Genomic DNA, 23028 nt, shown 5'->3' on the forward strand with positions numbered 1-23028 from the left:
GCTAGATTTAATCATACAGCGTGTGCTTACCTTAACATTAGATGACAGTAACAGAATCCCTAGAGATTGGAGGTTGGGCAGTATATTTACTCAATAAGGTTAATCGACAAGTTACAAAGTATTGATTAGTACAAAGGATCTCGTCGTGACACATGATAGACCGCTAGCAGCCGTGTTCCGCCAAATCAGTGGCGGGGCGTTTCCGCCCATTGTCGAAAACTTTGAACGGGGCAAGACAATTTTTTTCCCTGGAGATCCGGCTGAGCGCGTCTACGTTCTCATTAAAGGCGCTGTGAAGCTCTCCAGGGTGTACGAAGCAGGGGAAGAAATTACAGTCGCCCTCCTGCGCGAAAACAGCGTATTTGGGGTGCTGTCTCTGATTACGGGACACAGATCGGATAGGTTTTACCACGCGGTAGCCTTTACACCGGTGGAATTGATCTCGCTGCCGATCGAACAAGTGGAGAAAGCGCTCAAGGAAGACCCGGAATTGTCGATGGTGATGCTTCGGGGACTGTCATCTCGGATTTTGCAAACCGAGATGATGATCGAAACGCTGGCACACCGAGATATGGGTTCGAGACTCGTCAGCTTTTTGCTGATTCTATGCCGGGATTTTGGGGTGCCGAGTACGGATGGGATTACGATTGATTTGAAGCTGTCCCATCAGGCGATCGCCGAGGCGATCGGCTCGACGCGGGTAACTGTGACTCGTTTGCTGGGGGATCTCAGACAAGAAACAATGATCTCGATCCACAAGAAAAAGATCACAGTTCACAATCCGGTGGCCTTAAGCCAGCAATTCACTTGATGCCGAGAAATTATACGATTTTGGATTTTGGATTCTTTCTTCAATCCAAAATCCACAATCTAAAATAAGAAATCGGAATGACTGCTGGATACATCTTAATATTTGTAATGTTAGTGTTGGGCGGCGTGATCGCTACTGTTAGCGATCGCCTTGGGACGAAAGTCGGCAAGGCCAGATTGAGTTTGTTCAAACTGCGCCCCCGCGATACCGCTGTTGTAGTGACAGTGATGGCCGGCAGCATCCTGTCAGCCATTACTCTGGGCATTTTATTTGCTACCAGCAAGCCGCTGCGAACCGGAGTTTTTAGCATAGACGAGATTCAAAAAAGACTCAACAACGCCCGCAGAGAAATCAAACAAGCCACTCAAGAGAAAAATCGAGTTGAAACTGAATTAGCTCAAGCTTTGGCGGCTCAATCCCAAGCTAAAGCCAATTTAGAGCAAATTAATCAATCGCTCCAAGCAGCTAATGCCGAGCAAGCTAAGACGCAAACAAAATTAAATTCGCTGCGGGCCCAACTTAACAGCGTGCAAGCAGCCAAGTCTAAAACTGAACAGCAGTTAAGTCAGGTAGAAGCGGCTAAATCGCAAACGGAAGAACAGCTTGCTACTGTGGAAGCGGCTAAATCTCAGACAGAAGAACAATTGAAATTGGTGGAAACGGCGCGATCGACTACCAGAGTTCAGCTCGATCGCACTGAGAATCAATTGAAGACTGTTTCAGGGCAAAAAACGACTTTGAGCTCGGAAATCGCCCAACTGCAAGCGGAACGCCAACAGTTAATCGAGCAGCGAGAGCAGGTTAAAACTCAAATTGCTCAGCGGGACAAGGAAATTGCCCAGCGAGAGGCAGAAATTACAAAACGAAATGTGGCAATTGTCGATCGCAACAAGCTAATTGCTGAGCGAGACAAGGAAATTGCCCAGCGTGCGGAAAATCTCGCCCAGCGCGATCGCATAATTGTCGAGAGGGACAAGGTAATTGCCGAGAGGGAAGCACTTTTAGAAACCCTGGGACAGCAACAAGCTCAACTCGAACAGCAACAAACTTTATTGCAGCAGCAAATGCAAGTTTTGGAACGCGATTTTCAAGCCATCCGCGAGGGTACAGTTGCGATCAGGCGCGGTCAAATTTTAGCTGCTGGCGTGGTTCGCATCCAGGAAGCGGGTACGGAAAGGCGCGCGATCGATCGACTGTTGCAAGAAGCAAATAAAACCACCGTCGAACTGATGCAGCCGGAAAATAATAAGGTTAGAGAGCAGGTTATTCAAATTACTAAAGCGGAAATCGATCAATTAATCAGTCAGATCAAAGACGGTAAAGACTACGTGGTGCGGATTGTAGCCGGCGCTAATTACCTGCGACAAGAAAAGGTAATTAAGGTATTTGCAGAAGCCGAAATCAATCGAGTGGTGTTCCGCGCTGGAGATGTGATTGCAGGGGTTGCTGTCGATCCCGTAGCTTTACCTGACGAACAGGTGCGACAACAGTTGCAGCAATTGATTGAAGCTTGTCAATTTCGAGCTCGGTTAATTGGTGTTGTCGGCGGTAGAGTCCAAGTTGCGGACAATCGGATTGAAACTTTGGGCGGTTTTGTCGATCGACTGCAACAATACGATAAACCGCTGGAAGTTCGGGCGATCGCCGCGGATGTCACTTACATCGCCGGGCCGCTGAAAATAGATTTAGTTGCTCTGTCAAACGGAGTCGTGGTTTTCCGCACCGGACAACAAGATCCAGGTAGGGGAGATTTGAAACTTAGATAAGAAGTGCGATCGATCTATCGAATTTGATGAAATATTTTGGGCGATCGAACCGCAATTTTGCTTGACATTTTCGCGCCATTGACATATCATTAAATCATGGGAATCCGTGTCGCCATATATATAGCAATCGTAGGGTATGTCGCCACCAAAAATCTGGAAGCACCACCAACAATCTCACAGCGACGCACCGCACCGCTAAAAGGTCAAAGAGAGAAATTAAGAATCGATCCCTGAGATATTGACATCACAAAACAAAATTTTACTCAATTAAAATGCAGGACAGTGCGGTGTAATGTCAGAGAATAAAAATGAACCCAGAGAATACGATGCCGTCCGTGGCGGTCAAAATTCAATTCCTGTCAATGCTGCGGTACTCGGAGGCATTCCCGGTGTTAAAAGCCGCTTAGCCTCACCCATTGTCGAAGCGAGAATCGCCGCACTCTCCGAAGCACTCAAATATGGAGAAGCTGGCTTAGATTTGATAATTCAAGCATTGCACGATGAATCGATGCAGGTGAAATTGGCTGCCTATTCACTCCTGAAATATAGAGATGACTTAAAGATTAAACCTCCGTTTCAAGACTATCTCCCTACATTTGAATTTGATGTCATCACAGTGGATGCTGAAGGAAAAGAAAACAGTCGTAGAAAGTCTTTTGCTCATTACTTCCCGGAAGACTTAGGTAATGGAGTTGTGATCGAAATGGTTTACATTCCCGGAGGCACATTTATGATGGGTTGGCCAGCAACAAAATCAGCTAGGTACGATAACGAAAGTCCGCCGCCTCAAGTAATAGTACCGACTTTTTATGCAGGAAAATACCCCATCACCCAAGCACAGTGGCAAGCAGTGATGGGAAATAATCCATCGCGCTTTAAAGGTGAAAAACGTCCTGTAGAAAGTGTAAGCTGGCATGAGGCTGTAGCATTCTGCCGGAAACTTTCTGAAAAATCAGGCAAGATTTATCGCTTACTTTCGGAAGCTGAATGGGAATATGCTTGTCGCGCCGGAACTATAACACCTTTCTATTTTGGCGAGACAATTACCCCGGATTTAGCTAATTATGACGGGAGTTATCCCTTCGGTGGTGCACCGATGGGATTTGGCCGCCACCAAACAATGGATGTGGGGAGTTTTCCTCCGAATCCCTTTGGACTTTATGATATGCACGGTCAGGTTGGCGAATGGTGCAGCGATAAGGAACACGATAACTATGACGGCGCACCGACTGACGGAAGTTTTTGGAAAACTGGAACAAATGATTACCGTGTGGTGCGTGGAGGTTCGTGGAACTACCATGCGCTCTATTGCCGTGCTGCCTACCGCTGCTACATCTCGGGCCGCGGGCACGGGGACGGGGGTTTTCGGGTAGCGGTAGCTTTGGCTGTCCCTTCCTCCCTGTCTTGTGTGTGAGGACTCTTTTCTACTCTTTAGCCCTTTAGCTTTTTTCCCTGTTTCCTCTTTACCCTCTTGCGCGCGCTTTAATTTTTTTTTGCACTCATCTTTGCACGCGATTCAAAATAGTAGGGTGCGTCGCCATCTGCAATTTGCAAATCAAATCGACAATCTCACAGCGACGCACCGCCTGCACAAGGGTGAAAGAAACCCGGTTTTTGCGCGGGGAGTCAAAGAAACCGAGTTTTTTCGATAAATTAAAACGGGAAAGCAAAGATTGTGACAAAAACCCGGTTTCTGATTTTAGGCATTATATGGCCGCACGGATTACCATGATGATATAATATGTCAATCCTGCCAAAAAGTCAAGTAAAATAAGTGCGATCGCCCGCAAAGATTTAGAGACATTCAGAAATGCAAGTATCAGATTAGATATAGGTTGGCGATGGGTTTCCTCGACTACAACAGCGCAACTACAAACTTAATAACACAGGACTCATAAATATGATTTTAGGTTTCGATCCGGGGAAAGACAAGTGCGGCATCGCCGTGATGGGTAGAGATAAGAACATCTGCTACCATCAAGTAGTGCTGTCCGACGAAGCAATATCTACCATTCAATCACTGTGCAAACAGTTTCCCATTGAGTTATTAGTCATGGGAGACCAAACAACTTCCAAAAGTTGGAAACAAAAACTGACGCAGAGTTTGTCGCCCTTTATAAAAATTGTGCAGATTGACGAGAGGTTCAGCAGTCTAGAAGCGAAGGATCGTTACTGGGAAATGTACCCTGCGACGGGAATTTCTCGCTTGATTCCCCAGGGAATGCGGACTCCGCCGCGGCCTGTAGATGATATTGTGGCGATCGTCCTAATTGAAAGATATTTAAACAGTTGACAGTTGACAGTTGACAGTTGACAGCGAGGTTTTTAAGCAAGTTCTAAAAACTTTGGGTTTAGTGCGAAATCCTATTTTTTACTGAATAAGTGAAATCTAGCTAAGTCTGTTGAACCATCCACACCAAGAATCCTAAAATGGTTTCCACGGGAAGCAGCGGATAATCGGTAAGATCGATCGCCACTGTGGTTCCTGAAAGCTTGAGAAAACGCCATTGAGTGCCGCTGCTGATACAACCGTAGATAGTTGCGATCGGGTGTTCTGCTGCTTCGTTAAAGCGCTGTGCTGCTACCATTTCAGCAATACATTGACCGATCCCTTCGTTCAAATCGGCTTTTTTTGCTTCCACAACTACGATCGCAGGTGCTTCAACGGTAAGCTGTTCGGGCGATCGGCTAATTAAAAAATCGACGTATCCGGTAAGATCGCAACTGGGGTCAACATTAAATTCCCGTCCCGAAAATAAACTGATTTGGCGGTTCATCAAGCGCCGGACTTCTTGCAAAACTGGGTAGACAAGGGCTTCCGATCTCGCTTTTTCGGAACCAACTGCGATCGTCCAAGGCAAATCTTCTAATTCGCTAGTCAATCTCGGACTGGGATTAATTGATTCCACCTCAGGAAAAAACCGAGTGCCCTCCACGATAGTTAACTGAAAGTCTTTTTTAGCTTTAGTAATTGTGAATTGACTGTAAGGCATAATGTGCGATCGCTCTTTATGAAATTGAAAATGCTATAGACAAGATACGCAAGGCGCACTCTGACTTTTTACTATCGATCGCCCATTTCCTGCAACCAACTCACCAAATCTTCCGCGCTATTAAAATCAAGCACAGCTTCTGTCAAAGTATCGATTCGATCGCTAGATAACTGTGCAATTCTAGATTTAATTGACTCATCCAAAGTTTCCAGCTTTCGTTCCAGCAAACGAATCACAGTATTAATTTGACCCCGCTGAGCTCCGGTTTCTAAGGCTTCTTCTATAGACCTTTGCTGATCTTGCAGATAAAAGACCTGTGCTTCCAGTTGATCTAATTCTTTGCGGCTGAGGTTCACGGTATTAGCAATACCAAAAGCTTGCTGAATCGGTGCAGTTGTTTCCAGCGATTCTGGAACCATTTCCAAATTCGGTGCTTCTCTGATAAAATAAATCCACTTGTCAGCTAGAGATTCTAACTCATCAACAGACTTATTAAATTTTGGTAACTCCACAAAAATTAGCGTCATTGTCGGACAGATATAATCAAAATGTTCTTCCTCTTCTTTAAAAGAAAAACGCGAAATAATTTTATTGGTGTTTTCAAACAAAATAAAATCCGTAATTGTGATGGCAATTACTGGGTCTAAACTGAAGTAGCCCTTGCCCCGCGTGAGTTGATTTCCGTAAGCTTTCGCTGCATTGTAGGCAATCCGTTTTTCAAAGGCTTTAACATTCAAAACTTGCATTTCGATAATCACGATCGTCCCGTTATCTAGGGTTGCTTTGACATCTAAATACGAGTCTTTCAATCCCACAACTTCTCCGGCTTGATACGGATCGATCATTTGTAAATCTTGAATTGTGGGATTGCCTTGATAAATCAGACCGTTGAGAAAGCTAATCAGAATAGGTTTACTTTCTGCGGAAGCAAATATTCTTTTAAATGCAAAATCCGTTCTGGGGTCGATAAAAGTCATGATGTTTATCTCCTATTTATGATTCTGTTTTCCAAGTGTTGACAATGTGAAAAAATTAGGTTCGTAGTAAGGACTTTAGTCCGGTTTGTTTTAATTTCCGAAGGACTGAAGTCCTCACTACGAACCTTCTTGAAGGACTAAAGTCCTCACTACGAACCTTTTTGTCGTAAAGACTTTAGTCCGGCTTATCTTAATTTGGAAGGACTGAAGTCCTCACTACAAACCAGGAAATCAACGAACAGCAGTTAACTGTTTGTCTTTGATTTCAACAGGTGCAGTCAAAGCTGCTTCCAAATCCGCACAGCCGAGTTTTTCCTCCAAAATCGCCATCACTTCGCGGCCGAAATCATTGGAATTTCGCTGCCAAGCTTCTAAACAAATTTGTCCGAAAAACGAGCCCAAAGGTTCGGGATTCCACAGCAGTTTGCGCGCTGTCCAAGGCATCAAACTCATCGGGTCGTAACCGGGTTGCAGAATATCTTTTTTGAAGGCGTATTCTTCTAAAATTGTGTGCGGCTGCAACCCGATAAAGAAAATCGCTGGTTCTACTTTATCGACTCCGAAAATTCGCTCTAATTCTCGGTGGTAAGCAATAGTTTGGCGGATGGTTTCAAGAGTTTCGTCAATGACGTTGAATGAATAATTTACCGAAACCACATCGTTGTAACCGGCGGCTTTTAAATCGCGGCAATTTTGCAAAACTACGCGCAAGTTGTAGCCCATCCGCATTTTGCGAACCAGTTCCTGGGAACCGCTGGTGATGCCGATTTCAAAGTAATTCATTCCCGTTTTTACCATCAAATCGCACAATTCGGGTGTGAGATTGTCCGCACGGATGTAAGCAGCCCAGTGGATGTCACTCATGCCGTCGGCGATGATTTTTTGCAATAATTCGATCGCATCATCGATGAATTTGCGCGCCGGGATAAATTGCGCGTCGGTAAACCAGAAATTGCGGATACCTCGATCGTACAATTGGCGCATCTCTGCCACCACCTCATCCGCCGGATTGATCCGCACTTGCTTGCCTTCAATCACCGTATAGATGCAGTAACAGCAATTGTGAGGACAGCCGCGCTTGGTTTGGACTCCGAGGTAGAAGTCCATATCCTGTAGATAATAGGAAAATTCTGGCCAAATGCTCTCGATGTAGTTATAGTTGCAAGCAGTTTTCTCGATGTTGGCTGGCTTTTCGTGAATTAGTCGATCGCGCGGTACAGTTTCTCCTGCTACATAACACCTTTCCTGTGCCAAATCTTCGCCTTTAATCAACTTCTCCAGCAAAGCCTCGCCTTCGCCCACCGAAACCACAGTCCCGGCCGGCAAGCTGCGGCCCAACTGCTCGTAAAACACGCTCACAGCACCGCCACCGACGACTGCGCGCGCTTCCGGATGGTATTTCCGGGCCCGCTTCAATCCGCGCTTAAGCAGTCCCAGATTGCGCCAGAGTTCGGTGTAGTAGGACGTGGCCAAACGCAATCCTCCGAGAGCTCCCCGGAACTTGGTTAGGGGATTTTTGGCGTAGTAAAACTCGAAGGCATTTTGCAGCGGATTTCCGCCTCTACCGCCCACGGGCGCGTAAATTTGAATGTCCCGCCAAGAGAAAACTAACAGCGTTGGCCTAAACTCATCTACGATCGCATCCAAACCTTTAGCGTAATCCAGCGGGGGCACCGCGCCTAAGTCGAAAATCCGCTGTTGGACATCGGGAAACAGCTTGTGCACGTGATCCGAAAGGTACACAACTCCGATCGGGAAAATGGGATTGCAAGGGAGGCGAACGTACAAAACTCGGTTTTCTCGGCTTTCCATGATTGCCATATCCTAATGTGGAACTTTTTTAACTATGTTTATATTCTTTTAATATAACTTTACATTCAATCTAATTTTCGCAATTTAATATTAAATATTCTTAAATTTTGCTAAGAGGCTTAAGGGTGAGCTGGTGGGTGTCGATGGGCGATCGCAGCAGAAAAAAGTTAAATTTTAAGCAAATACAGCGTATATTGACCGAAAATCGCCGGAAAAAGTCAAAAATTTGGTATTTTTTTGGGTAAAGACAAGTATGAGGTGCGATCGGTCTCTCATCTGTTATTCAGTTGGTAGTCGGCTTTACAGTAGGCCGGGATCGCAAGATGTTAGCCTGAGAAGATAACTAAAACTTTTAGGCAAAGCCCCTCAGCATTTATGGCTCAAATTCTTGACCCAGTACCCTCAGACGCCGACAGCAAAATTCTCTGCTGCTACGTCAACGCCACCAGTCAAATTCAGATTGCTCGGATCTGCAACATTCCTAATTGGTATTTTGAACGAGTGGTGTTTCCCGGACAGCGTTTAGTCTTTGAAGCGATGCGGGCCGCAGCATTGGAAATTCACACCGGGATGATGGCCAGTGCAATTTTGTCGGATAAAATTCCTTGCGATCGCTTGCAGATTAACGAAGGCCCTTATTCAAGCGTCAATCCTAGCAGATCCCGAGGCAAAGCTCAGGGCGATCGCGCCATGATGGCCGGCCGCCCCAAATCCCGAGAAATCTCAGAACCTTTGACAGTACCCGCATTAACAGCCGTTGATTAATATAAGTTGTGAGTTTTGAGTTATAAATTGTCCGTTAATTGATAACTGGGCACTCAAGATTCCAACTCCTGCAAATCGGTAAAAACTCAACAGTTAAAAATCAAAGTTTCTGAATAGAATTTTAGCTCGAAAGTCAACAGTGCAAATATAGTCATGTTTTGCATATTTGCCTGAGTATTTGTAGGGTGCGGATCCATCAACAATCCCTCCCATTTAATCGACTTTTCGAGTGGCGACGCACCTTATACCATTTCTTTCAAGTATTGGTACATAATTATTGAGTTTGTTTGCTCGACTATTCAAAAGTATAGGTGCGTCGCTATTAGACGAGCGATTTTTATTTGGGGATTTTTAATGGCGACGCACCCTACGGCTCAAAACTTCATGAATATAGCCGATACCCGTGCTGCATCAATGATTTGATTCGGGTTCTGCAACTGTCAACTGTCAACTGTCCACTGTCCACTGCTATAATTTCAGCCATGTCAGCAGAACCGATCGCACTTTCGCCATCTTCCCCCCCAGTATTTGAGCCGGCAGTATTCCGGCTTTCTCCCCTGATTAGAATCACGCTGTTGAGTTTGTACTTCGCCCTGAGTATTCCGTTACCGTTTCTGTCGGAGGTAACGAAAGCACCCGTTCCGCCCGCTGCACTCTGGGTGGCAATTGCGATCGGCGCAGCGGGCCTTTACGGCGTGCTCAGCGAACGGGTAATCCTCACCGAGGAGGTGATTGAAGTTACCTATCCGAACTGGTTTCCGCGCGTGTTTCGCAGGGGTTGGGATCTTCCTTGGACTGAGGTGAAGGCTCTTAAACCTCGATCGACCGGTCAAGGAGGTTTAGTGTACTATTTTTTGAGTCATGCGGGTGAAGGTTATTTGTTGCCGATGCGGGTGGCTGGATTTGCTAAATTAGTGCGTTTGGTGCAAGCGAAAACGGGTATTGATACTAGAGATGTTCGCCCTTTGTCTCAACCTTGGATGTATCTTATTTTACTTTTATGTACGCTGTTGTTGCTGTTGGTGGATGCGTGGACGATCGCAACTGCTATTAGCCTAAAAAGTTAAGAAATTCAAGTAATAATTGGTAATCGGCAATTGGTAATCGGTCAATCCTGGACGCAACCATCAAAGAAATAGGGGCAACCACGAGTGGATTGCCTCTATAAAACGCTATATGTTGGTGTGTTATATGGCGTCATGCACCCTGCATGACTCGATTATGGATCCTTTATTTCGAGCAGATCCCTAAACGCTAAAGAACGAGGAATTAGGCACATTGATCGTGTCTTGAATAACAGCAATCCGGTTTCCGTTTAACAGAATCTCCGTGTCAAATGCGCTGCCCCCCAGTTGAAGGTCGCGATCCTTCCTTAGCGTGTACTGAGACAGACTGCCCTTAATCTGAATCTTGTCGCCCTCACCCGGTGCAAAACCTCGGATCAGCGCGAATTGGTTGGATGCAGTGTAGAAGGCAGTGGAGAAATTGCCAAGCACATAGGTATCTGCACCACCTCCACCTAAAAGATCGTCAACTTGAGCACCAGATTGATTGCCGAAGCCATTCAAGGTGTCATTGCCCAATCCCCCCGTGAGGAAATCTGAGCCCGCCTCACCATTCAAGACATCGTTGCCTTGGCCACCACTCAACTGATCGTTGCCAGTACCACCGAAAAGTACGTCATTGCCACCATTACCCTGGACGTTATCATTTCCGTTTCCAGCAAAGATTGTGTCGTTACCATCGCTAGGCAGGGCGGCACCACCGTTATCACCAAAGATGCGATCGTCTCCGTCAAGACCTTGAATGAAATCGTTTCCTCCAAATCCCCTGATTGTATCAGCTTGTAAAGTGCCGATTAGATTGTTGTTGCCGCTGTTACCTATAATTTCCATGTTGGGTTTCCTGTTTGTTGTTAATCCAGTGATGTGTAGACCCTAACAAGGCATCGTCTACGCATCGTCCACAGCAGCGTGAATCGATCGTGAATTGGTAAAATTTTCTGGCTTTACTGTTTTGGCTACTATGGAAAAGCTCAGCAATTTCATAACCGTAATTTTTTTGCTGAGGAATGAGAATTAAATAACTTACAAGCTTTATTATTCTTGTGGGATGGGCGTCCCGCCCGTTCTTTATGGACGGGCGGGACGCCCATCCCACTTTCATTGTGTAAATTATTTAATTTGCGATCCTGAGTACCCCTGTGGGTACTTTCTCTGCTCCTGAATCAATACATACGACTTTTTATGACTTTTTCTAGCTGGCATTGTCAGTGCATTGGTTTAACTTGGGTTTATCAGGTCAAACAAACCCGCTGATACTAATACTATTTCCCAAATTCATGCAACAGTAAAAACCTTAGATTGATTTGCTGAAATAAAGCCAAGGATGCAGATTGTAGCCAGAGTTTTTTGAAGTGGTATTTCAAGCGAAGATAACTGACTCAAAAGCACAATTTGATTTCTGGGAATTGACCAAAATCACACACTACTCACTCAATTAAGTTTTTGTAGGAGACACAATGTTATGACTCGATTAGCGTTAGCATTGCTCGGACAAATGCAAGTAATGGTGAACGGGCAGCCAATCCTGAATTTCCCCTATGAGAAAGTGCGGGCGCTGTTTGCTTATTTAGCGATCGAATCAAGCTATCCCCATCACCGCGATTCTCTGGCTGCGCTGTTGTGGTCAGATCGGTGCGAGTCAAACGCTCGCAGCAATCTTCGCAAAGCCTTATGCACGCTCCGCCATCTGCTAGGAGATTCGACGGTTCACTCACCGCTATTTCTCACCACGCGCAATACGATTCAGTTTAATCCTGCGGGCGAGCATACGTCTGATGTCGCTATATTAACTCAATTGCTTGATGGTCACAGCGAACATTCCTATGCCGGTGGTGAACTCGATCCAGAATGCGTGTCTGATTTAGAACAAGCAGTTGCTTTGTATCGGGGAGCGTTTCTCGATCGCATTCAACTTCCAGATAGCGAAGCTTTTGAAGCATGGGTGATGCTGAATCGCCAACGATTCCACGAATTTGTGGTCAACGCCTGTATGGCACTTGTCACACACTACGAACACCAGCATAACTATCAAAAAGCACAACATTACGTTCAACGGCAGCTTCAACTAGAACCCTGGAATGAATCAGCCCATCAATGTTTGATACGGATTTTGGCACAGTGCGGGCGGCGCACGGCTGCTTTGAAGCAGTACGATCGCTGCTGTCAGATTCTAGAACAAGAATTAGCCACCGAACCAGAACCCGCAACGATCGAGTTATGGGAAGCGATTCGATCGGGCATATTTCCTGACCGGGCGAGTGCAGATTTCGATCGGGTGAATCTACTATCCATCTCTGCGGTTTCTCAGCACTCGGTTCGAGAATCCTTAGCGGTAGTGGGACAGTGCGGACGGCAGACATGATATAACTAATAACTATTCGCAATTTCCACTGCTCCGAGCGCCTTGAGTGTTGATTTTTGAGCATCGGTTATACCCGTGACACCTGCAATATTCATGCCTTCATAAATCCTGGGCGATCGCATATTTCCAACAGATTCTGCCGTCTCCATTTCCCACAGATTAATAGCTCCATCGGCGCTGCCGCTGGCTATGGTCTTACCATCGGGAGAAATTGCGATCGCCCAAACTTCAGATGTATAGTTCTGGATGGTTTTAACACATTCCCCGGAGCACACATTCCACAACTTAATTGTTTTATCGTGACTGCCGCTGACCAAAATTCGCCCATCTAAACTAAACCGCACGCACCAAACTAAAGCTGCGTGACCTTGCAAGGTTTTCAGACATTCTCCAGACTCAACATCCCACAGTTTTACCGTTTTGTCGTCACCGCTACTTGCTAGAATCTTTCCATCTGGGCTAAAAGCAACCGAAAACAGCAAACTGGTATGACCTGAAAGGGTTTTGAAACATTCCCCAGAACGCACATCCCACAATCTCACCAGTCTATCATCGCTGCCACTGGCTAAAATTGTGCCATCTGGACTGAAAGCAACTGACCAAGCACGACAATTATCTGACAGAATTTGGCAGCATTCACCAGTCTGAACGTTCCACAATCGGAGAGTATGAGCATTATCGCTACTTGCCAATGTGCGACCGTCTGGACTGAAGCTAATGGCAAACACGACATTCGGAATGCTTGTACTCCCCTGCATTACCCGCAGCAATTGACCTGTAGCGACATCCCACAAGCGGATAATGCCACGATTACTGCTGCTAGCAAGCATTTGACCATCTGGACTGAAGGCAACCCACCAAACCCAATTTGTATGTCCTTGCAGTGTTTTGCTGCACTCACCAGATTGGACATCCCATAATTTGAGTGTTGTGTCATCGCTACCGCTGGCTAATAACTGTCCATCTGGACTAAAAGCAAGCGATTTAATCCCAGCGCTGTAGCCGTGCAGCGTCCTGAATGATTCTCCTGTTTCCCGATTCCAGAGCGTGACGGTGCAATCTAAGCTACCACTTGCTAGAGTATGACCTTGCGGGTGAAATGCGATCGACCAGATCCAACCGCAGTGTTTCTGCATAATTTTGAAACACAGTCCAGTCGCAACATCCCAGAGTCGAACCGTGCAATCATAACTGGCACTAGCGATCGCGCAACCATCGGGACTAAACGCGACTCCTGCAACAGGATCGGTATGTCCCCGCAAAATCTTTAAACATTGTCCTGTAGAAATCTCCCACAAGCGAACAGTACCATCCCAACTGCCACTGACCAGAGTTTGATTATCTGGACTAAAAGCAATCGACCGAATGATGTGTGTATGCCCTTGCAATGTGTTAATAATTTCCCCTGTTTCAAGCAGCCACAATTTTATAGTTTTGTCGTAACTACAAGTCGCCAAAAGTTTACCTTCGGGACTAAAAATCACCGATGTTACAAAATTGGTATGTCCCTGAAGCGTCTTTAAACATTCACCCGTTGCCACATCCCACAACTTAATTGTGCAGTCCCAACTACCACTAGCTAAGGTTCGACCGTCTGGACTAAATACAACAGAATCCGCCCATCCGGTATGCTCTCTTAATGTTTGAATACACTCACCAGTAGCCAAATCCCATAACTTGACGGTATGGTCAAAAGAGGCACTTGCTAAAGTTTGATTGTTCGGACTGAAAGCAACACGAGCAATCCAACTGGTGTGTCCTTCACAGGTGAGAAAATCTCGATAATCTTGGGTGCGGCAGACTCGAATCTTACCATCCGCATTGCCGACTGCCAAAAAATTACCATCGGAGCTAAAGGCAACAGATACAGCCCCATTTGAATTGCTGGTAAAAACGGATTTAGATAGATCGGAATTGGCAAAGTTCACTCGATGCAAGTTGGTACCAATCAGATAAGCTTGCCAGATACTCAAGTACGAGAAATCATAGTCGCTTAAATTTATTTTTAATTGAAGTAACAGGTTAATCAAATTGCCACCCGCATATCCCACTGAGTTAGGAAATTGCGATCGCATCCGAAACAAAACCTGATTTAGTTGATATTCGACCTCTTTATTAGAGCGGTATTCGCCGATTAGTCGTTCGGCAAACGGTGCTAAAATTAAGCGAGTTTGGCTTTCTCTGACGTAATCTTTAGCCTCGGCTTTAATCAGGGCGTGGGTTATGAATAAATCTAGATTCTGCGACTGAATTTCCCGCTCGAACCGCTCGATCAACTGTTCGGTAACGTACTCCATCACCACAGGTTGCAAGGTGAATTGTCCGGCATTTTTTTCGATCAGCGATCGCCCTCTTAGCGACAACAAAGCATCCAGCAGTTTAGATTGTGAAGGGAGGGAAACAAAATCCGCCCGTAACTCGGCAAGCGTTATCCATTCTCGATCGATCGCCAGCCAATACACGATCTGCTTTTCCAAGTCTGACAAACGACGAAATTGCCCGTCGAGCAGAATATTGATATCTCCAAACGCGATCGCTCCATGCTCCAAAAAGTTGGTAATATTGCCATCAAATAAATCTCGCACGGTTGTGGAGACAATTTTGAGCGCTAGGGGATTTCCGCAATAATGTTGAGTTAAATTTACCCAATCTGTTTCTGTTGTGGAAAAACACCCATTGGCTTGTAAAATATTTTGCACTTCCTCGGAACTTAAGCCTATTAAGGGTAAGGTTCGCACAGGTGAGTTTTCGCCTTCCAACGGCATCAAAGTTGTGGGTTTTTCCCGACTTGTTAATAGCAGACAACTGGAATGCCCTTCGCTTCCCACTCGTGTCAGAAGTTCCCCATATCCCTCGTAACCTTCTCGATATTGTTCTACTATACCTGTGGGAAAACTCTGGTTTGGCAGGCATCCTGCCTGTCTTTGTGCTTCTGGGCTGGATAAATTTGCGGGGGACTTTGCGCCATCATTACTGCCGAGAATTGCCTCAAGGTTATCCAGGATTAAAAGACAGCGTGAGGCACGTAAATATCCCATTAATTGAGAAATTTGAGCCGACAGCGATGTCGGGAGTGCAGTTTCTTGCTGCCCAGAAAGGATTTGAATCAAATTTAACAATACATCTTCAATTGGTGGCGCGTTGCGTAAGGATTGCCAGATCAGGAAGTCAAAGTTATTTTGAAGTGCGATCGCGAGTTTTGCAGCCAGTGACGTTTTGCCAATTCCACCCATTCCAATCAAGGCAACCAAACGGCAGGAGTCGCTCACAATCCATTGTTGCAGTCGCGCTAATTCCTGATTTCGGCCGTAGAATGCGGAGACATCAACGATTTCTCCCCAGTGGCGGTGTGTAGAAAATTCTTGTTGTTGAATTTGCTGTTGCAGTGGCTGTATTTTTTGTATCTCTGTGCTGGATGATTCTACGGATACCTGACGCGCTCGCCGCCCTATTACTGCTTGAAGATTGCTTTTAGTAACCTTTTCTCCAAGTGCTTGACTGAGTAGTTGCCATAACTTGTAACCCACATCTTTTATATAACTAGCATCATAGCCAGCGCTACCAGCAATATCTAAATAAGATAGCCCTTCCCAAGATTGGCGAAATACGATCTCTTGGATGTTGCTCAGAGAAGTTGGCGCGATCGCACTATCTAAAATTTTCAGTGCTTCTTCCACAGTCATGGCTTTACAGCACTCCTAAATTAGTCTTCTGATATCTTGCTTTTCTTATTTTACGTGAGATAAGTTTTCCAGCCCATCTCACAAGAAAAATTAACCTCTTGCAGGTAAGTATCTCGCCTGCCTAGTCTGTGGATGCAAAATCTGAGTCCTCTTACTTTAACAAGATTTTTCTATGTTTTTACAAAAATAGCGATCTCAACATTTATCGCCCGCCAGCGGACGAACAATGGTCATCGAACTTGCCAATCTTAATCGTACTGACTTTTTCAGACTATTTATTCCTGACTTTTTACGGCCTTTTCTTGTCGTCATATCAAAGCTGATTGCTTAACTTGGGTCTAGAGCGAAACAAAACTTGCATTGTACGCAGCAAGAGTCGCTCAATTGTCAATCATTCATTTGGATGATTTTCTTGAGTTTGTAACAAAAGAGAAACATTCAAACCTAAACAAATAAGGAGAAACAAAATCATGGCGATTATCGGAAACCCAACCCCTGGTAACGACTTAATTCTTGGTGATGCAGCGAATAACTTCATCGATGCCCTCGCAGGCGATGATACTGTCAATGGTAACGGTGGCGATGATTCCCTCCTCGGTGGATTGGGCAATGACCAACTTCTGGGTGCAGTTGGCAATGACACCCTGATCGGTGGAGGAGGCAATGACGTTCTCGTTGGGGATATTTTTGGAGGCACGGGCAATGACAGCCTCAATGGTGGTGCGGGCGACGATGTACTTAACGGAGGCTTAGGTGCAGATACTATCGCTGGCGGCCCCGGAAACGATACCTACAGTGTCGGCTCACTTAATGCCACCTTTATCGAGCAGGCTAATGAAGGCAATGACATCGTTAATTCTCCTATCAGCTTCACTCTACCAAACAACATCGAAAGATTGACTTTGGTGGGAACTGCTAACATCAACGGCACTGGCAATGCCCTTGGGAATAGCATTCTCGGTAATGCCGCTAATAACAGTTTGAGTGGCTTAGCAGGGGATGATACAATTAACGGTCTTGATGGCAATGATACTCTCAATGGTGGTGATGGCATTGACATTCTCAATGGTAACAATGGCGATGACATCCTCAACGGTGGTGCTGGTAATGATGTCATCAATGGTGGTGCTGGAATCGATCGAGTCAAGGTGAATGCTGTTGGAAGTAACATCGTGCTGACTAACACCAGCGTGACGGGTGAGGGGGTTGATAGCCTGAATGGAATTGAGAATGCTGAACTGTTTGTCTTCCAAAGTAACAATATTCCCGGCAACATTGATGCTTCAGCTTTTACCTTAGGATCTGTTACCCTCGATGGTGGAATTGGCAGTAACGTCCTCATTGGTGGCAGTGGCAATGACTTTTTGGATGGAGAAGGTGCCAATGACACTCTCACCGGTGGCAGCGGCGATGACACTCTCAATGGTGGATCTGGTAACGATTTGCTCACTGGCGGTGCTGGTGCCGATCGATTCCTTTACGAAACTGGTCGAGCATTTATTGCTTCCGATGTTGGCCTTGATACTGTCACTTCTTTCAGCGTTAGTTCCGACAAATTCGTTCTATCCAAAAAGACTTTCGATACTCTTATCACTGCTGCTGGTGGAACGTTACTCAGTTCGGAATTTGAAGTTGTAGATAGTTTCATCGAACAGTTTTCAAGCAATGCCAAAATTACTTACAATCGTGTAAGTGGCGATTTGTCTTTTAACCGCAACGGTTCTATCCTAGTTGGCGGAGATGCAGAGGGCGGTTTTATTGCGGATCTCAATCCTGGAAACGTAGCGGGTGGTGCTCCTCTGCTGAGTGCTTCAAATATTCGGATTGTGGCGTAGGGAAGTTGTATGGGATTGGAAAAAATGTAAATAAAAGAAACCCGGTTTTATTGCAAAACCGGGTTTTTGAGTCGGAAGAGTTTTAAACAGTGGACAATTGTCAATAGTCAATTGTCCACTATTAAATTAACCTGCTAACTCAATTCGATTTCCGACTGTTAGGCGATTCGTAGTAAACTCCAGAACCTGTATCGGAAACAAAGTGACAATCCCAGTAAGAGCGAATAAAGCTCTTCCAAATGGGATCGGTTGATTTGCGATAATAATCGCCCAACAGTGGCTTGATGGCTTCTGTGGCTTCCTTCAAGTGATAGTGCGGCATTGTCGAGAAGATGTGGTGGGCGACGTGGGTGCCGATGTCGTGATGGATGGAATTGATGATTCCGTAATCGCGATCGATCGTAGATAGCGCACCTTTCAAGAAATACCAGTCATCTCCGCGATACCAGGGAATATCGGCTTCTGTGTGGTGCAGGAATGTTACCAAATCCAGCCACATTACGAAGATTACGTAGGGAACTAGGTAGAACTTCAGTAAAAACAGCCAACCAAATTGATAGGTTAACGCACCCAAAAAGGCTACCATCAATACCAATGATGCGGAACTCGTCAATACGTCCGCTTTTTCGGATGGACGGAAAATCGGGCTACCGGGCATGAAGTGAGAACCTACCCGATCGGGCGATCGCCGAAACAGATAAATTGGATAGGCAAATAACATCAAATAAAAGCGTCCCAGCTTCTCGTACCAGGGCATTTGATTGTATTTGCTCTCCGACACTGGATACCAGCTTTCATCGTTGTCCAAGCTGCCTGTATTGGCGTGGTGGGTTCTGTGGCTGATCCGCCAACCGTGGAAGGGTACGAGAATGGGTGCGTGGGAAAGGTGTCCGATCAGGTTGTTGAGCCATTTGCTCTTAGAAAATGAACCGTGCCCGCAGTCGTGCCCGACTACAAACAATGCCCAAAACATGGTTCCCTGCATGAACCAGAAGATTGGATAAAATAACCAGGAATCTAGGCTGTAGGCGATCGCGTATAAACCTGCGATAATTCCAAGATCCAAAAAGAAATAAGCTAGAGATCTCCAAGCCGAGGGTTCAAAACAATGGGCTGGAATGGCTGCTTTGACATCACCAAGAGTAAAAGGTAACTCTTTTGTACGAGAGGATGAGCTGGTATTGCTCGGCTGATTGAGAACAGTATCTAATTGCACGAAGTTTCCGATTTAAGCTGACTTGAGAAACCGCATTCCGCCTTTTAACTTTCACTTTCAGCCCGCAAGGAGCCATATTTTTTACTCTGCAAGGGTTTCTAAAGTTCTTTAGTTCCGCATGAATCGCCCGCCCGCGATTCTCAAGCAAGTTGGCTTGTAGAATATTTGTGTGGGGAGATTTAGCGCGATCGACCCTGTTATCTGAAAAAATCCTATGTGTCCGTTGTTGGTACGAAATGCGACTTCAATTTGAGATCGCACTTTCTGGAGAAACTATCTCCAGTTCGCAGGTAGCATACAACATTTCCAGCAGGTATTGTCAACGAGAGTGTAGGTTGAGCCGATCGATTTTAGATTGGCGATTTTAGATTCAAGGACAAATCTCAAATCCGAAATCTCAAATCGGAGTCTTGGGTTTCACATCAAGCTCTACCTCAATACGCTTGGGCTAACACTGTTTATTGCCCGGAGATCCCCCTCGCATCCCCCTTAAGAAGGGGGACTTTGAGAAGATTCTTGTCCCCCCTTTTTAACGGGGGTTAGGGGGGATCTGTCTTAAACCAAGCCTATTGAGTTCTACCCAACTGATCGCTCCCTACAGTTCACAAATTCTGCCAGAGTTGCTAGAGCTAAGTTAATTTAACATTTCTACACACACTCTGGCAATGACTTACCAGAAAATTTTTTTCAATCGACAAATCGCGGAAAGCGAGCTAAGTAGATGAGTATGAAAATACACAAGTATGTCCGAAGAGAGCGAAACGAAGTGAAGCGAAGCATAAGCCCTAGCCCTTTCAGGGCGGCTTCGCCAACGGGCAGGCACGCGGCTACGCAGGGGTTACGGTTGCTTTACGTTCTGTTACATGAACCGATTTATTTACACCCACCTACTTACCCAAAAACGGATAGAAGCGCTAAACAATCGTCGCGAATACAGCAGAGTTTTAGACTAAAGTTTTAGATATCAGATTCACTGTGCGAGCCGTGTGAATCTAAAATCTAAAATCTAAAATCTAAAATCTAAAATCTACTGACTGGCGATCGCTTTCTCGCTGTTTGGTTTTCTAGGTTGCAGCCTTTTCTAATAAGAGCTTCGCCCGTTTGACCATTTCCGGAATCTCGATCGGATAATCGCCGGTGAAACACGCCGAACAAAAACTTTTCGTGTCTTCGTTAGTCGCACTCAGCATTCCTTCCCGGCTCAAGAAAGCCAAGGAATCCACCCCAATTTGAACGCCAATTTCGGCGACGGACTTGGTAGCAGCAATCAACTGATCTTGATTGTCGGTGTCGATGCCGTAAAAACAAGGATGAGTCACTGGGGGCGAAGAAATTCTCATGTGAACTTCGGTGGCGCCCGCATCCCGCAAGGCTTTGACAATTTTGCGGCTGGTAGTGCCGCGGACGATAGAATCGTCGATAATAATGACCCGCTTTCCTTCCAACACATCTTTGAGAGGGTTGAGTTTCATGCGGATTCCTGACTCGCGCATTGTCTGAGTCGGTTGAATAAAAGTGCGTCCGACGTAGCGATTTTTAATCAATCCTTCGGCGTAAGGAATGCCGGAAGCTTGAGAAAAGCCGATCGCCGCTGGGATTCCAGAATCGGGAACACCGATGACTATATCAGCATCAATCGGAGATTCGACTGCCAACCTCCGCCCGATCCGCAGTCGGTAGGTATATAAATTTTCACCTTCCATAATGCTGTCTGGTCGAGCAAAATAGATCATTTCAAAGACGCAAAGTTTGCGTTTTTGCTGCTGACTCCAGTGGAAAGAAGCCATACCTTCCTCTGTAATCCAAACTAATTCTCCCGGTTCTACGTCCCGCAAAAATTCAGCACCGATAATATCTAATCCGCAGGTTTCCGATGCTAAAACGTACCGTTGCGGAGTTGTGGGGAGGGTGCCAATTACCAGCGGGCGGACGCCGTGGGGGTCGCGGACTCCCATGACGCCTTGGGGGGTGGCGATCGTCAAACTAAAGGCTCCTTGGCACATAGCAAAGGCACTGATCGCAGCTTCCAGCCAGTCTTTGCCCTGGTCTACCTCCCAACCGATCGCCACTGCGATCGCCTCTGAATCCGTCGTGCTGACAAACTCGCACTTCCGAGACAGCAATTCTTCCCGCAATTCTTTAGTATTGACAAGATTCCCGTTATGTGCTAGAGCCAGACTTCCCAAGCGAGTTTCGACAACCACAGGCTGAGCGTTGACCACGCGGGACGAGCCGGTAGTAGAGTAGCGAGTGTGCCCTACGGCTAAGTTACCGGGCAAATGACCTAAATTCGATTCGTTGAAGACTTGGGAAACCAGTCCCATCTCCTTGTGCAGGTGGACTGTTTCACCATCAAAAGTAGCAATTCCGGCGGATTCCTGACCTCGGTGCTGCAAAGCATACAAGCCGAAGTAGGTCAACTTGGCGACATCTTCACCCGGTGCGTAGATACCGAAAACGCCGCAAGCTTCCTCGGGCTTGTCTGGTTTGCTAGAATGCTCGTCAGCCTCGAAGGAATGGTTGGGAATCATAGATGGGTGGGCTCCTAATGGGAACGGTGGGTTAGCGGGAAAGTTTCAGCGGGAAGTTTTGTTTGCGATCGCGTCGCATAACTTAATAATTCCTTAATATTGCCACGGATCGAACATTAATTTCAAGTTGTTTGGCATTCTGGCTGGGGATGTGGGGCGTTTAAGGGGATTGTAATATCGATCGCCCATATCTCTGATAGTAGCGTTTATTCACGGGGGGCGATCCTCTTCGAGGGCTTCGCTAACGGGGGGAAAACCCGCATAAGTAATTCGGGATTCGCAAATCGATAGATTTTGTAGGGCAAATAGGTCTTTTTCAAAGATTAAGATATCGAGGGCGATTTCCTACGGGATAGCTACGCTTCACGGGCTGTTTGAAATATTAGCATTTAATGGCGATCGCTCTTGACTTTTGTGTGAGATTGACATACTATATCATCATGGGAATCTGTGCGGCCATATAAATCATTTTTGACACGACAAGTTATGTCAATAGCACAGAGCAGATAAATTTTTCAGTCTAATTGGTAGGGTGCGTCGCTGCGAGATTCTTGATGAAACTTGCAGATTGTAGATGGCGATGCACCTTACTATTGTGTGGTGCGTCGCTGCGAGATTGTCGATCGAAATTGCAGATTTTCGATGCGACGCACCCTACGGATTAAGTCCATGCACTTGCTATTATGTGGTGCGTCGCTGCGAGATTGTCGATTTGATTTGTAGATTGTTGATAGCGACGCACCCTACGGCTTCAACCCGCACATCCTCCGGGTTTTGTTTATCTAGACGCGGTTTCAACCGCCGCTTCCAATTCTTGAAAAATTTTGTAACTACCGCAAACTACTTCGATACAAATATCTCCTTCCAGCCGAAAGTAGAAAAGAGTTGAAGAACCTGTCTCAACCAAACCCTCTTGATTTTGAAAAGGATAGGACAAAGCAGATAAAATTTGACTCTTATCTTCTGTCAGTTGTCTTAATTCTGCGTTACCTACCCAGAAGCAAGAGTCTTCTGAGTCGGAGTTGACAGGTTGAGAGATTACCTGATGCACGAGTTGATAGAATTCGATCGCAGTATCGTAGATCCCGGTTCCGAAAGTAAAGTCCAAACGCAAGGTTAAAGGTTGAGGGATGAGAGAAATACCTGTGAGGTCGGCACTTTTCAGGTCTTCTATGCAAAAATGTTTTAAAGGGCGATCGGTTGTAGCAGTCAT

Annotated in this window: 16 protein-coding genes; 8 read left to right on the top strand and 8 right to left on the bottom strand. The window is 45.9% G+C overall.

Going from position 1 to position 23028, the window contains the following annotated elements:
- Window positions 1–145: 145 nt before the first annotated feature.
- The 4 genes from ntcA to ruvX all read left to right on the top strand — a co-directional run bounded on the left by ntcA (window position 146) and on the right by ruvX (window position 4870).
- Window positions 146–811, top strand: a complete 666-nt coding sequence (ntcA, locus tag JGK07_RS05155) for a global nitrogen regulator NtcA (protein ID WP_293145473.1) — start codon at window positions 146–148, stop codon at window positions 809–811.
- Window positions 812–888: 77 nt separating this feature from the next.
- Window positions 889–2577, top strand: a complete 1689-nt coding sequence (locus JGK07_RS05160; RefSeq protein ID WP_293241482.1) for a DUF3084 domain-containing protein — start codon at window positions 889–891, stop codon at window positions 2575–2577.
- A gap of 292 nt (window positions 2578–2869) precedes the next feature.
- On the top strand, window positions 2870–3991 hold the full coding sequence (locus JGK07_RS05165) for a formylglycine-generating enzyme family protein (protein ID WP_293190308.1): 1122 nt from the start codon (window positions 2870–2872) through the stop codon (window positions 3989–3991).
- Window positions 3992–4477: 486 nt separating this feature from the next.
- Window positions 4478–4870: a Holliday junction resolvase RuvX gene (ruvX, locus tag JGK07_RS05170; RefSeq protein ID WP_293190310.1), complete on the top strand. Its 393-nt coding sequence runs from the start codon at window positions 4478–4480 to the stop codon at window positions 4868–4870.
- A gap of 100 nt (window positions 4871–4970) precedes the next feature.
- On the opposite strand, the gene JGK07_RS05175 is transcribed toward ruvX, so the two are convergent.
- The 3 genes from JGK07_RS05175 to JGK07_RS05185 form a co-directional block, all read right to left on the bottom strand.
- Entirely contained in the window at window positions 4971–5570 is a 600-nt protein-coding gene (locus JGK07_RS05175) for a hypothetical protein (protein WP_293176390.1), read from the bottom strand.
- A gap of 71 nt (window positions 5571–5641) precedes the next feature.
- Window positions 5642–6547: an Rpn family recombination-promoting nuclease/putative transposase gene (locus JGK07_RS05180; RefSeq protein ID WP_293195829.1), complete on the bottom strand. Its 906-nt coding sequence runs from the start codon at window positions 6545–6547 to the stop codon at window positions 5642–5644.
- Window positions 6548–6778: 231 nt separating this feature from the next.
- Window positions 6779–8359 (bottom strand): photosystem II high light acclimation radical SAM protein, encoded by a 1581-nt coding sequence (locus JGK07_RS05185; protein ID WP_293241486.1) that lies wholly within the window; start codon window positions 8357–8359, stop codon window positions 6779–6781.
- A 375-nt stretch (window positions 8360–8734) separates the two neighbouring features.
- Here JGK07_RS05185 and JGK07_RS05190 point away from each other — a divergent pair, with 375 nt between their 5' ends.
- Together JGK07_RS05190 and JGK07_RS05195 are read left to right on the top strand one after the other, a co-directional pair.
- A complete protein-coding gene (locus JGK07_RS05190) occupies window positions 8735–9124 on the top strand; it encodes a DUF1830 domain-containing protein (RefSeq protein WP_293176394.1) in 390 nt (129 codons plus the stop codon).
- A 482-nt stretch (window positions 9125–9606) separates the two neighbouring features.
- Window positions 9607–10191 (top strand): hypothetical protein, encoded by a 585-nt coding sequence (locus tag JGK07_RS05195; protein WP_293230794.1) that lies wholly within the window; start codon window positions 9607–9609, stop codon window positions 10189–10191.
- Window positions 10192–10371: 180 nt separating this feature from the next.
- Here the strand turns inward: JGK07_RS05195 and JGK07_RS05200 are convergent, their stop codons facing one another.
- Window positions 10372–11019: a calcium-binding protein gene (locus tag JGK07_RS05200; protein ID WP_293176396.1), complete on the bottom strand. Its 648-nt coding sequence runs from the start codon at window positions 11017–11019 to the stop codon at window positions 10372–10374.
- A gap of 631 nt (window positions 11020–11650) precedes the next feature.
- Here JGK07_RS05200 and JGK07_RS05205 point away from each other — a divergent pair.
- Window positions 11651–12550 (top strand): BTAD domain-containing putative transcriptional regulator, encoded by a 900-nt coding sequence (locus JGK07_RS05205; RefSeq protein WP_293176398.1) that lies wholly within the window; start codon window positions 11651–11653, stop codon window positions 12548–12550.
- A gap of 5 nt (window positions 12551–12555) precedes the next feature.
- On the opposite strand, the gene JGK07_RS05210 is transcribed toward JGK07_RS05205, so the two are convergent.
- A complete protein-coding gene (locus JGK07_RS05210; RefSeq protein WP_293210237.1) occupies window positions 12556–16233 on the bottom strand; it encodes an NB-ARC domain-containing protein in 3678 nt (1225 codons plus the stop codon).
- 470 nt (window positions 16234–16703) lie between these two features.
- Between JGK07_RS05210 and JGK07_RS05215 the strand changes: the two genes are divergently transcribed.
- Window positions 16704–18068, top strand: a complete 1365-nt coding sequence (locus JGK07_RS05215) for a calcium-binding protein (protein WP_293176402.1) — start codon at window positions 16704–16706, stop codon at window positions 18066–18068.
- 139 nt (window positions 18069–18207) lie between these two features.
- Here JGK07_RS05215 and JGK07_RS05220 read toward each other — a convergent pair whose 3' ends face one another.
- From JGK07_RS05220 to JGK07_RS05230, 3 genes are all read right to left on the bottom strand, one after another.
- Window positions 18208–19284, bottom strand: a complete 1077-nt coding sequence (locus JGK07_RS05220) for a DUF3474 domain-containing protein (protein WP_293176404.1) — start codon at window positions 19282–19284, stop codon at window positions 18208–18210.
- Between the two features lie 1064 nt (window positions 19285–20348).
- A complete protein-coding gene (gene purF / locus JGK07_RS05225; RefSeq protein WP_293176406.1) occupies window positions 20349–21815 on the bottom strand; it encodes an amidophosphoribosyltransferase in 1467 nt (488 codons plus the stop codon).
- 778 nt (window positions 21816–22593) lie between these two features.
- Window positions 22594–23028, bottom strand: a complete 435-nt coding sequence (locus JGK07_RS05230; protein ID WP_293210239.1) for a hypothetical protein — start codon at window positions 23026–23028, stop codon at window positions 22594–22596.

This window comes from Microcoleus sp. PH2017_24_DOB_U_A, assembly GCF_020738205.1.
In the GTDB taxonomy this organism is placed as follows: Bacteria; Cyanobacteriota; Cyanobacteriia; order Cyanobacteriales; family Microcoleaceae; genus Microcoleus.

Excerpts from the sequence above, each read along its gene's own strand:
- JGK07_RS05160 (WP_293241482.1), top strand. The coding sequence starts at position 889 with ATGACTGCTGGATACATCTTAATATTTGTAATGTTAGTGTTGGGCGGC.
- JGK07_RS05165 (WP_293190308.1), top strand. The coding sequence starts at position 2,870 with ATGTCAGAGAATAAAAATGAACCCAGAGAATACGATGCCGTCCGTGGC.
- ruvX (WP_293190310.1), top strand. The coding sequence starts at position 4,478 with ATGATTTTAGGTTTCGATCCGGGGAAAGACAAGTGCGGCATCGCCGTG.
- JGK07_RS05175 (WP_293176390.1), bottom strand. The coding sequence starts at position 5,570 with ATGCCTTACAGTCAATTCACAATTACTAAAGCTAAAAAAGACTTTCAG.
- JGK07_RS05180 (WP_293195829.1), bottom strand. The coding sequence starts at position 6,547 with ATGACTTTTATCGACCCCAGAACGGATTTTGCATTTAAAAGAATATTT.
- JGK07_RS05185 (WP_293241486.1), bottom strand. The coding sequence starts at position 8,359 with ATGGAAAGCCGAGAAAACCGAGTTTTGTACGTTCGCCTCCCTTGCAAT.
- JGK07_RS05190 (WP_293176394.1), top strand. The coding sequence starts at position 8,735 with ATGGCTCAAATTCTTGACCCAGTACCCTCAGACGCCGACAGCAAAATT.
- JGK07_RS05195 (WP_293230794.1), top strand. The coding sequence starts at position 9,607 with ATGTCAGCAGAACCGATCGCACTTTCGCCATCTTCCCCCCCAGTATTT.
- JGK07_RS05200 (WP_293176396.1), bottom strand. The coding sequence starts at position 11,019 with ATGGAAATTATAGGTAACAGCGGCAACAACAATCTAATCGGCACTTTA.
- JGK07_RS05205 (WP_293176398.1), top strand. The coding sequence starts at position 11,651 with ATGACTCGATTAGCGTTAGCATTGCTCGGACAAATGCAAGTAATGGTG.
- JGK07_RS05210 (WP_293210237.1), bottom strand. The coding sequence starts at position 16,233 with ATGACTGTGGAAGAAGCACTGAAAATTTTAGATAGTGCGATCGCGCCA.
- JGK07_RS05215 (WP_293176402.1), top strand. The coding sequence starts at position 16,704 with ATGGCGATTATCGGAAACCCAACCCCTGGTAACGACTTAATTCTTGGT.
- purF (WP_293176406.1), bottom strand. The coding sequence starts at position 21,815 with ATGATTCCCAACCATTCCTTCGAGGCTGACGAGCATTCTAGCAAACCA.
- JGK07_RS05230 (WP_293210239.1), bottom strand. The coding sequence starts at position 23,028 with ATGACTGCTACAACCGATCGCCCTTTAAAACATTTTTGCATAGAAGAC.